Raw genomic sequence first — 10205 nt, 5'->3', positions numbered from 1 at the left:
CGCGTTGACGCCGCAATCGCGAGCCAGCTTCGCTATCGATACCCCGGGCTCACGACAAGCCAGGACCAACTCGCGCTTGGCCTGCTCGTCGTAGATGCTGCGACCATCGCGCTTGTGCCCGACAACCAGGCGCCGCGCCAACTCTGAAATCCAATCTGACATTACGTGCCCACGTTCCTGTACATGGGTACGTAGCCTCTCAGTTYATCGCGCTCGACGGAAGGGCGTGGTTTATTGCGCGCTTACGAAGCTGCAGCGGATCTCTGACGCTTTGCCTTCACGGTTCGCTCATGGGTCTGACGGGCGTGTCAGTCAGGATCCGTGCGGCTCGTGGAATCGTCGGCAGCGCCCTGCCCGTCAGCATCAGGCGCCGCCGATGCACTGTGTTGGAGCCGCCCGTCCGACCCTCCTAATTACTCGCGGTGGGCATCGCGAATTCCGCCCCCTTTTGCAATGCTCTCTGACCAGCGCTGCATGTCCAGCGTAGCGGCGCGAGCCGACAGCAGTTCGAGCGCGCCTTGTGGGTCGCTATGTGGACAAGAGGCCTTCCGGCCTGATTCCTCGTACGGATTCAACCGGTCGACCGGTTGAATCCGCACCGCATTGCGGCCGCTGGCCCTCAATCTCCCTTGATACCTTGCACGCGGATCAACTCCGCCCACCGTGTGTATTCGCTGCAGATCAGGCGATCGAGCACTTCGGGCGAGCCGCCCGCCGGGGTAATGCCCATAGCGACCATCCTGTCGCGCACTGCCGGTTGATTCAGCGCGTTGTTGAACGCGGTATTGAGCCGCCGGATCGCCGGCTCAGGCGTGCCCGCCGGGGCCGCGAAGGCGTACCACGGCTCGATGACGAAGCCGGCAAAACCCAGTTCTTCCATCGTCGGGACGTCCGGCAGATTGGCCGAGCGCGTCTTGCCCGTCACCGCCAGCGCACGCACCTTGCCCTGCTTGATGAAGGGCAGGATGGAAGGCTCGTTGTCGAAGAACACCGGGACCTGGCCGCCGATGACGTCGGTGATTGCAGGCCCCGATCCCTTGTAGGGCACATGCGTCATCTCGATGCCCGCCATCTTCTTGAGCAACTCGGCGGCGAGGTGGTTGGACGCCCCCACGCCAGAAGACGCGTAGGCCATCGGCTTGCGCCTGGCCTGGTCGACCAGATCCTTCACGCTGCCTATGCCCGCATCGTTGCTGACGGTGAGCACATTGATCGATGCGCCCAGCAAGATCACCGGCGCCATGTCCTTGAACAGGTCGTAGCCGACGTTCTTGTACAGGCTCGGATTGATGGCGCAGCTGCCGATGCTGCACTGGACCAGCGTGTAGCCGTCGGCCGGCGCCTTCAGCGCCGACGCCGTTCCCACGCTGCCGGCGGCTCCGGCACGGTTGTCGACGATGACGGGCTGGCCCAGCTCCGTCGCCACCGCGTTGGCAAGCAGGCGCCCGACCACGTCCGCGCTTCCACCGGGCGGAACCGGGATGACCAGCTTCACAGGGTGGGCTGGATAGGTCTGTGCGGCGACAGGCAAGCTCGCAGCAGCGACAAGGCCGAACAGGACGGCGGCGAAGAATCGGCGTTCCATGTTATTTCCAGCCGTCGACCAGCCGCTTGAGCTGCATCAGGTCCGCTTCCGGCAGCGGCCAGGTGCTGGGCGGCCGGGCCGCGCCGCAGTCCCGCCCGGCGTATCGCAGCGCCGCTTTCACCACGCTCACGTTCGAGCCGTTGCGCTCATGCGTGCGCAATTCCTCGAAGGCCGCGATGCCGCCGATCAATTCCATCGCCGGCGTGTAATCCCCTTTCGCAAGCGCGGCGTGAATGCGCACGGACAGGTCGGGCCGCACGTTGATCAGCCCCGAGGTGAAGCCGCGGGCGCCCACCGCATACATCGGCGGGGCCCAGGGCTCGGCCAGGCCGCACACCCAGGCCAGGCCGCGATCGGCCACCTGTGCCATGGCCTGGACCAGGCGCAAGGGCGTGGGCGACGCCCATTTCACGCCGATGACCTGCGGAATGCGGCACAGGGCTTCGATCACCGGCAGGCCGATCGCGTCGTCTCGCAGATAGAGCACCACAGGTAGGCCGTCCGCCGCATCGGCAATCCGGCGCACATAGGTGACCACCCCGCTGGGCGCGACGAAGGGATCAGTCAGCTGATGCACCATCAGGGCAGCGGCACCTGCCTCGCGTGAGGCGCGCGCCAGGGCGCAGGCGTCGTGAACGCTGCGCCCCACTCCACCCAGCAAGGGCACGCGGCCACGGACATGTTCCGCCGCGGCATGCACCATGCGCTCGGCCTCCGCCATGGTCAGGCCGAAGAACTCGCTGGTGTTGCCGTTGGCAACCAGCACATGAACGCCGGCCTCGATGGCGCGGTCGACGACGGGCCCCAGGCGATCCGGCGCGATGTGGTCCGCATCGTCGAAGGGCGTCACCAGGATGCCGGAGATTCCGTCCAGGGCGGTCCTGAGGGAAGTTGTTGATTCAGTCATGTTGTCGGTTCCGTGTAGTCAATGGTGATGAGCTGACCGCCCTGGAAGCGCAGGCCCTTGCGCAGGATGCTGGCGACGGTGCCGCCGGCGCCGCTCAAAGCGACTTTTGTCATTGGCTTACCTCGACAGAGAAGAGACGGACAGGCGCAGGCTGCATGCCATCGCCTCGCCGGGCGCGAGCACCCGCCAGCCGGTGTCGGCGCGCGCCGCGGCCAGGTTGGCGGCATCCGCGACATGCGAGACCGGTTCCACGCAGAAGTACGCTCCCGGACCCGGCCGATGCAACACCAGGTGCTGCAGCGCGGAGCTGGCCAGCAGCTCGATCGCGGGACCATCGGGCGCCGCCATCCGCGTTTGTCCGTTCCACGCGCCGTAGTAGCGCGTGCATTCGACATCGGGCAAGGCGCTCGCCGACGCGTAGTCGTCCGCCGGACCGGTCGGCACCGGAGTGCTCGCGAGGAATTCGGCGTCCGCCGGCCAGACGGTGCGCGCATCGAACTGCAGGCTGTGCGCGAAGCGGGCCGGGAAATAGGGATGGAAGCCGCAACCGCTTGGCATCGGCTCCCGGTCCTCGTTGGTGACCCGCAGGTTCAGCGAGATGCCTGCGGCGTCGAGCTCCACCACCTGCTCGGCCCGAAAAGCCCACGGCCAGCCGTGATCCCCCGGCACATGGCCATAGGTCATGGTGGCGCGGTCCGCTGCGTGTTGCTCGAGGCGCCATGGCCGCTGCTGGCTGACGCCGTGCAGCGCGTGCCGTTCCCCCGGATGGAGCGGCAACTGCACCCCGCCCTGCGTGCCGGCCAAGCGGCCGTCGCGGACGCGGTTCGAGAACGGCACCAGGGGATAGCAGCCGGCCTTGGGCCACTGCGTGGATTCGAAACCGGCGGCGCGCACGGCGTCGGCGAGCGGCACCAGCCAGTCGATTGTTTCGCCCGCGGCTGTGCCGGAGCTGAGGCTGGTGATGCGTCCGCCGGCAGCCGGCGCCAGCGTCGCTGTCAGCGCTCCGCTGCGCAGCGTGGTGTCGGGTGTCACGCTCAGATGCATCGCCATCCGCTCACAACTTCGAACTGCGGATGGTGACGTCAGGCCGCTGCAGCAACGCCGGCGACAGCGCCAAGCCCAGACCCGCGCCGGGCGGAACCGTTGCATAGCCAGCGCGGACATCGGGCAATTGCGTCACGAGTTCGCGGTACCAGCCCCCCAGGTACGCGCGCACCACTTCCTGCAGCACCACATTGGTCGTGCTCATCGCCAGATGGAGCGACGCCGCGAGCACGACCGGGCCGGTGCAGTCATGCGGCGCGACCGGCTTGTGAAAGGCCTTCGCCAGGGCCGCGATCTTCCTAGCTTCGGAGAGACCCCCGACCCAGCCCAGGTCCAGCATCACATAGTCCACCGCATTGTTCTTGAGTAGCTGGATGAATGGCTGGACGGTGGCCAGCGTCTCGCTGCCGCAGACCGGAATACGGGTGCGCGAACGGAATTCGGCGATCGTGTCCAGGTTGGACATCTGGATCGGGTCCTCGATCCAGTAGGGCTTGAACTCCTCGAGCGCCTGCGCGATCCGCACGGCCATCGGCAGGTTCCACATCGAATGGAGTTCCACCATGATGTCCATCTCGTAGCCGACAGCGCGCCGGATTTCGCGGAATGGCTCGAGTGCGGTGTCCAGGTCCCGTGCCGAAATCGACTGCCCGCCGCTGGCCTGGGCGAAGGGATCGAAGGGCCAGATCTTCATCGCCTTGTAGCCCTCGGACAGCAGGCTTTCGGCCAACGCCGCCGGGCGCTTGACGAATGCAACCTGGTCCTCGTAAGGCCCTTCCGGCGCGACGTCGGCGCTGGCCTGCGTCACCGAGCGGCGCTGTGGGGCCTTGTTGTAGGTGTAGCCCGCGCAGGTGTTGTAGACCGGGACGCGTTCGCGCACGGCGCCGCCGAGCAACTGGTAGAGCGGCTGTTGCGTGACCTGGCCGAACAGATCCCACAGCGCGATGTCGACCGCCGAAGCGGCGCGCGTTTCGGCGCCGCTGCTGGCAAAGCCGACATAGCCGTACAGAAGGTGCTGGCTGTGAGCTTCGATGGCGAGCGGATCCTTTCCCAGCAGGTAGGGCGCGACCAGTTCATGGATCTGCGCCTGCACGGCTTGGGCGCCACGAAAGGTTTCCCCCAGGCCCACCAGGCCGGTGTCGGTGTGGATCTGCACCCACAGGATGTTGGGATAGGCGGCCGCGTGGACCGTATCGACTTGCGTGATCTTCATGGGGGGTCGGCCTCACGCCGTTTTTGGATGTTCCTTGACGCGGCTGACTAGCTGCGTCGGGTTGACGAACTGCAGCGCGATCAGCAGCCAGGCCAGCGTGACCGCCATGTAGACCATCGCCATCGCATCGACGGATTGCGGCGCACGAACGCCCGCTGCGAAAACCGCGTAATAGAGGGCCACCACCAGCGTCTGCGAATCCGGGCCGGCGGTCAGGAAGGTGAGCTCGAACATGCCGATGGTGCGCACCAGCACCAGCAGGGATGCCGCCAGGATGCCCGGGGCCAGCAGCGGCAACAGCACGTGCCAGAACAGCTTGAAGGTGTTGGCGCCGAACACGCGGGCGGCGGATTCGAGGTTGGCATCGATCTGCTCGATGAACGGCGTCATCACCAGGATCATGAACGGCACGGCCGGAATCATGTTCGCCAGGATCACGCCGAAGATGGTGCCCGCGATGTGAGCCTGGTACATCACGGTCGCCAACGGAATGCCGTAAGTGATCGGCGGGATCATCAGCGGCAGCAGGAACAGCCCCATCAGCAGGTTCTTGCCGCGGAAGTTGCGCCGCGCCAGCGCGTAGGCCGCCGGCACGCCGATCAGGATCGACAGGAACACGACGGCGGCGACCACCTCGATCGTCACCCACAGCACGCTGTCGAGCTGGAACTCCTTCCAGGCGGTCTGGTACCAGTTGAATGTGAATCCATCGGGCAGCCAGGTGCCGAGCCAGCGGCGGGCCAGCGAGCTGGTGCCGACCGCGGCCACCATGAATGCGACATTGATGATGAAGAAGCCCATCACCAGTGCGACCAGCGACTTCCATAGTTTCATCAGCAGGCGATGCGTATCCATGGTCAACCTTTTCCGCCGGAGACGGGTCCCCGATAGAAAGTCCCGCGCGCTCCCAGGACCGCGGCAACGACGAACAGTTGCACCACGCCCATCAGCATCGCGACGGCCGAAGCCATGGAATAGTCGTAGCGCTCGAAGGCGGCCTCATACGCCGCGATCGAGATCACGCGAGTGGCGCCAGCCGGCGATCCGAGCAGGACCGCCGACGGAAACACCGAGAAGGCCTGCACGAACGACAGCGCGAAGGCCATCGCCAGTCCCGGGACCAGCAGCGGCAGATAGATATGCCGGAACTGGTTCCACGGCGTTGCGCCCAGGGTCGAGGCTGCGCGTGGCAGGTTGGGGTCGATGCCGGTGATGTACGACAGCGTGAGCAGGAACGCGAACGGGAAACCCGAAATGATCAGCGAAATCAGGACGCCCCAGTAGTTGTGCGTCAGCCGGATCGGGCCTTCGTAGATGTGCAGCCACTGGAGCGACTGCGACAGCCAGCCCTTGGGGCCGAAGTAGCCGAGCATGCCCTCGGCGATCAGGACGGTGCCCAGCGTCAACGGAATCACCAGCAGCGTGGTGATCAATTTCTGGACGCGGCTGCTGCGGCGCATCTGATAGGCGATCGGCAGCGCCACGCCGACGTTGATCACGGTGGCGGGAATGGCCAGCTTGAGCGTGGTCCACACCGTGTCGCGCAGGTTGTCGGTGGTGAAGAACTGCGTGTAGTTCGCCAGCCAGTTGCCTTCCATCGGACGGAACGATAACTGCAAGCCGTAGAGGAACGGGTAGACGAACAGCACCACCATGAACAGCGTCGCCGGCACCAGCAGCAGCAGGGACCGATCGAACGAGGACGGGCTGGCGCTGGTCATGGCACCATGCCCGCGGCTGTATCGACTGGATAGGCCAGCGCCTTGTCCGGCGCAATGGCCAGCGTGACCGGATCGCCGACGCGCAGGCGCGCCGTCGTGCGCACGATCAGCTTGAGGCCGCCGGCCACTTCGACGTCGACGATGTTGTCGTGGCCGCAGTATTCGACATTGAGCACCTGGGCGGCGAAGCTGTTGTTCACCGGTGACGAGACGACGTCGAATTCCTCAGGCCGGATCGCGAGCATCGCCTTGCCGCCGGTCAGCGGCTGCATTGCCCGCGCGGTAAGCGCCAGGCCGCCGCCGGCGAGTTGCACCGTCGCACCGCCCCCCGAGCGCACGTTCAGCGCCACCAGGTTGCGATAGCCCATGAAGCGGGCCACGTCCAGGTTGGCCGGCTCCGCGTAAATGCGCTGTGGTTCGGCAATCTGCTGCGCCACGCCGTCCTTCATGACGACCACGCGATCGGCCAGCGACAGCGCCTCATCCTGATCGTGGGTGACGTAGATCGTCGATCGTCCCAGCTCGCGGTGAATGCGCCGGATCTCGGCGCGCATCTCCAGCCGCAACTTGGCGTCGAGATTCGACAAGGGCTCGTCCATCAGCACCAAGGGCGGCTCGATGACGATCGCCCGGGCAATCGCGACCCGCTGCTGCTGTCCGCCGGACAACTGGCCGGGCAGCTTGTGCGCCTGCGAATTCAGCTGCACCAGGTCCAGCGCCCGCTTCACGCGCTGCGCCGACTCGGCGGCGGGCACGCCGCGCATCGCCAGCCCGAACGCAACATTGCGCGCCACGCTCATGTGCGGAAAGAGCGCGTAGTTCTGGAACACCATGCCAAAGCCCCGTTTTTCAGGCGGCAGCACATCGATTCGCGTGTCGTCGAGCCAGATGCCTCCATCCGTCAAGGGCAGCAGCCCGGCCAGGCAGTTGAGGGCCGTCGACTTGCCGCAGCCCGAGGGTCCGAGCAGCGCGATGAACTCGCCGCGCTTGACCGTCATGGTCAAGGCATCGAGCGCGGTGAAGCTCTGCACGCCCTTGCCCGCGGCAAAGCGGCGGGTGACGCCATCGAGGCGCAACTCGGAAAAGTCTGAAGTCATGGAGACGCAATCCTGGAAAAGAAGCAGCCTGCAAGCGCCCACATGGGCGCTTGCGGCGTCGGTCGGGCGCGGTGCGCGCCGCGAATCACTTGGTCTTGCGGGTGCCGATGTCCTGGTCCCAGCGGCGGAATGCATCGACCATGGCCTTGGGCTCGAGCGGTACGGCATGAGGGAACTGGGCCAGCCACTTGTCGTAGTCAGGCCGTCCGAACTCCTTGATCACGTCCTGGCTTTCCTTTGGTGCCAGCGACAGCGGCACGTCGTTGACCGCAGGGCCCGGATAGAAATAGCCCTTGTCATAGGTCATCGCCTGCTGCTGCGGCTTGAGCAGGAAAGCCATCAGGTCGAGCACCACCGCTTGCTTCTCCGGCGGGACGCCCTTGGGAATCACGATGTAGTGCGCGTCGTTGACCCACGTCATGCCCTTGAACGGCAGCACCTGGAAGTTCTTCGGCACGATGCCCAGCGCCCTGGGGTTGATGTCCCAGCCCGTCACCGTCAGCGTCATATCGCGCGAGCCTTCGCCCAGTTCCTTCATCACGGCTGCGGTTCCCGTCGGGTAGTACTCGATGCAGGAGTCGAGGTCCTTCAGATAAGCCCAGGTCTTGTCCCAGCCGTTGATTGGATCGGCAGGATTCTTGTCACCCAGCAGATAGGGCAGCCCCATCATGAAGGTGCGCCCCGGACCGGAGTTGGCGGGCCGTGCATAGATCAACTTGTTGGGATTGGCCTTGCACCAGGCCAGCAGTTCCTGGGGCGTCGTCGGCGGCGTCTTGACCTTGTCGGGGTTGAACTCGACCAGCGGGCCGGCAGGCATGAAGACGATGGCCAGGCCGTGGTCCTTCGCCAGCGCGTGCATCTTGTAGGCGTTGGGAAGGTAGTTCTCCTGCAGCTTGGGGAACTTGGCCGCGTAATCGGGGAATAGCTTGACCCACAGGTTCATTTCGAGGCCGGCGGCGAGCGCATCGGTGCCGACAATGATCATGTCGATGTCACTGCGGCCCGCGTTCTGCATCGCCTTGATCTTGGCCGGGATCTCGGGCGCGGGCGCCTTGGTGAAGGTGAACTTGGAGACCAGCTTGGGGTTTTGCGCCTGGTATGCCTCAAAAGCCCCCTGCGTCAGCGCCAGGTTGCCTGCGGCGTCGATCACGTTGATCACCACCGGAGACTTTGGCAGTTCCTGTGCCCGGACCAGGCCGATGCCGGCACAGCCCGCCGCCCCGAGAACAGCCGCAATGAGGGCGCGGCGATGCCGTGAGAGGGAAACTGGGCGCATTTCGGTATCTCCTGATGGATGGACTTGGCAGGCAGGGAGTTTGTAAGACAACTTTTCAGTTGTCACTTGGGTTTTTACCTAGCCCACTGATCACGCCACCATGGGCGGACAGAAGGACACCGCGGGATAGCGACTCACTGCGCTCGGTCAATTCCGAAGATCCGCTATAGTTGTCTGACAAAGACTCTCGGGTACCGGTTCGATGGCGGAACACTTGCTAGACGTCAACGGCGGCTCGTTGCCCGACCAGATCTACTCCCGGATGGTCGAAGCCATCCTGCGCGGGGACTACGTCAACTCGAAAATGCTGCCGACGGAAAGCGAACTGGCTTCCCAGTTCGGGGTCTCGCGGCCGACCGTCCGGGAGGCGCTGTCGAGGCTGCGATCGGATGGAATCATCGAATCCCGGCGCGGCTCCGGCAGCCATGTCGTGCGCGCCCCCGGCACACCGGCATCGAGCATGCCCCCCATCAGGAACTACTCGGACATCGAGCGGTATTACGCCTACCGCACAGTTGTTGAATCGGGGGCGGCGGCCGCTGCTGCGGAGACCCGCACTGCCGACGACCTGGCGTCGATCAGGGCCTGCCTGGAAGCGCAGACCCTGGCCATGGAGGGTGGAAACAAGGGCATTGAAGAAGACGTCCGGTTCCATATGGCGATTGCGAGGGCCTCGCATAACCAGTTCTTCATGGCCGCCGTTGAAACGAGTGTCGCGCCCATTAGGCAATTCATGGAACTGGCGCGCAGTGTGCGATCGAAGATGACCATCGAGCGTGTCCGGCTGGTCCAGATGGAGCACCAGCAGATCCTCGACGCCATCGAGAAGAGATCCCCGGCCGACGCCGCCGAGACAACACGGATCCATATCCTCAACGCCAAGCGACGGATCTTCGATGCAGCGAAATTGCGGTAGAGCGCGACGGCCTGGCCGCCCACAAGGTTTGCTCCATCCCTACCCGCGCGGCAGCTATGCAGCGTCAGCCGTCGTTCGATGGCCGCGCCTGGATCTCGGCAGTCGGCCAGAAGCGGTCTTACGGTCGAACCCCGATGCGGCCGCCCGCCAGCAACTGATGCAGCAACACTGGCAGAGCATGCAAAGCTACATGGGACAGATGCGCGACCGATGGGGCATGGGGCATTCGATCTTCCCGACCTTCACGTCGGCCAACGCCTCGGCAATGGCGACCGGGCGCGGCTCTTGCGTAGGGCTTGCATCCAACCAAGTGGAGCGACCTTATGAAACCCGTCTCCGAACTCCTCAAGCGCCGCAACTCTGCCCCCTGGCGGATCGATCCGAACGCCACCGTGCTGGAGGCGCTCCAACTCCTGTCCGACTACGAGGTCGGAGCACTCATGGTG

General features: G+C 65.1%; 9 protein-coding genes. 1 reads left to right on the top strand and 8 read right to left on the bottom strand.

Annotated features, from left to right (window positions below; translation table 11 throughout):
• Positions 1 to 619: 619 nt before the first annotated feature.
• From AC1DYD_RS40325 to AC1DYD_RS40290, 8 genes are all read right to left on the bottom strand, one after another.
• Positions 620 to 1585 carry a Bug family tripartite tricarboxylate transporter substrate binding protein gene (locus AC1DYD_RS40325; RefSeq protein ID WP_478178322.1) on the bottom strand — a complete coding sequence of 322 codons (966 nt, stop codon included), beginning with the start codon at positions 1583 to 1585 and terminating at the stop codon, positions 620 to 622.
• 1 nt (position 1586) lies between these two features.
• On the bottom strand, positions 1587 to 2492 hold the full coding sequence (locus tag AC1DYD_RS40320; RefSeq protein ID WP_478178321.1) for a dihydrodipicolinate synthase family protein: 906 nt from the start codon (positions 2490 to 2492) through the stop codon (positions 1587 to 1589).
• Between the two features lie 117 nt (positions 2493 to 2609).
• Complete coding sequence (locus AC1DYD_RS40315) at positions 2610 to 3542, bottom strand: aldose epimerase family protein (protein WP_478178320.1); 933 nt, start codon at positions 3540 to 3542, stop codon at positions 2610 to 2612.
• Between the two features lie 4 nt (positions 3543 to 3546).
• A complete protein-coding gene (locus tag AC1DYD_RS40310) occupies positions 3547 to 4749 on the bottom strand; it encodes a mandelate racemase/muconate lactonizing enzyme family protein (protein WP_478178319.1) in 1203 nt (400 codons plus the stop codon).
• A gap of 12 nt (positions 4750 to 4761) precedes the next feature.
• Positions 4762 to 5604, bottom strand: a complete 843-nt coding sequence (locus AC1DYD_RS40305; protein ID WP_478178318.1) for an ABC transporter permease — start codon at positions 5602 to 5604, stop codon at positions 4762 to 4764.
• A gap of 2 nt (positions 5605 to 5606) precedes the next feature.
• The gene (locus AC1DYD_RS40300) at positions 5607 to 6470 is read right to left on the bottom strand and encodes an ABC transporter permease (RefSeq protein WP_478178317.1); all 864 of its coding nucleotides are present in this window, start codon (positions 6468 to 6470) and stop codon (positions 5607 to 5609) included.
• Entirely contained in the window at positions 6467 to 7567 is a 1101-nt protein-coding gene (locus AC1DYD_RS40295) for an ABC transporter ATP-binding protein (protein WP_478178316.1), read from the bottom strand. Before AC1DYD_RS40295 ends, AC1DYD_RS40300 begins: the two co-directional genes overlap by 4 nt.
• An 85-nt stretch (positions 7568 to 7652) precedes the next feature.
• The gene (locus tag AC1DYD_RS40290; protein ID WP_478178315.1) at positions 7653 to 8843 is read right to left on the bottom strand and encodes an extracellular solute-binding protein; all 1191 of its coding nucleotides are present in this window, start codon (positions 8841 to 8843) and stop codon (positions 7653 to 7655) included.
• Between the two features lie 214 nt (positions 8844 to 9057).
• Between AC1DYD_RS40290 and AC1DYD_RS40285 the strand changes: the two genes are divergently transcribed.
• Positions 9058 to 9759, top strand: coding sequence for a FadR/GntR family transcriptional regulator (locus AC1DYD_RS40285; RefSeq protein WP_478178314.1), 702 nt, complete (start codon positions 9058 to 9060; stop codon positions 9757 to 9759).
• Positions 9760 to 10205: the final 446 nt, after the last annotated feature.

It is taken from the genome of Variovorax sp. P4_B11 (assembly GCF_056402355.1).
The sequence above is the reverse complement of the archived record's forward strand: the minus strand, read 5'-3'. Positions and strand labels throughout refer to the sequence as shown.

Excerpts from the sequence above, each read along its gene's own strand:
- AC1DYD_RS40295 (WP_478178316.1), bottom strand. The coding sequence starts at position 7,567 with ATGACTTCAGACTTTTCCGAGTTGCGCCTCGATGGCGTCACCCGCCGC.
- AC1DYD_RS40310 (WP_478178319.1), bottom strand. The coding sequence starts at position 4,749 with ATGAAGATCACGCAAGTCGATACGGTCCACGCGGCCGCCTATCCCAAC.
- AC1DYD_RS40315 (WP_478178320.1), bottom strand. The coding sequence starts at position 3,542 with ATGGCGATGCATCTGAGCGTGACACCCGACACCACGCTGCGCAGCGGA.
- AC1DYD_RS40290 (WP_478178315.1), bottom strand. The coding sequence starts at position 8,843 with ATGCGCCCAGTTTCCCTCTCACGGCATCGCCGCGCCCTCATTGCGGCT.
- AC1DYD_RS40300 (WP_478178317.1), bottom strand. The coding sequence starts at position 6,470 with ATGACCAGCGCCAGCCCGTCCTCGTTCGATCGGTCCCTGCTGCTGCTG.
- AC1DYD_RS40305 (WP_478178318.1), bottom strand. The coding sequence starts at position 5,604 with ATGGATACGCATCGCCTGCTGATGAAACTATGGAAGTCGCTGGTCGCA.
- AC1DYD_RS40325 (WP_478178322.1), bottom strand. The coding sequence starts at position 1,585 with ATGGAACGCCGATTCTTCGCCGCCGTCCTGTTCGGCCTTGTCGCTGCT.
- AC1DYD_RS40320 (WP_478178321.1), bottom strand. The coding sequence starts at position 2,492 with ATGACTGAATCAACAACTTCCCTCAGGACCGCCCTGGACGGAATCTCC.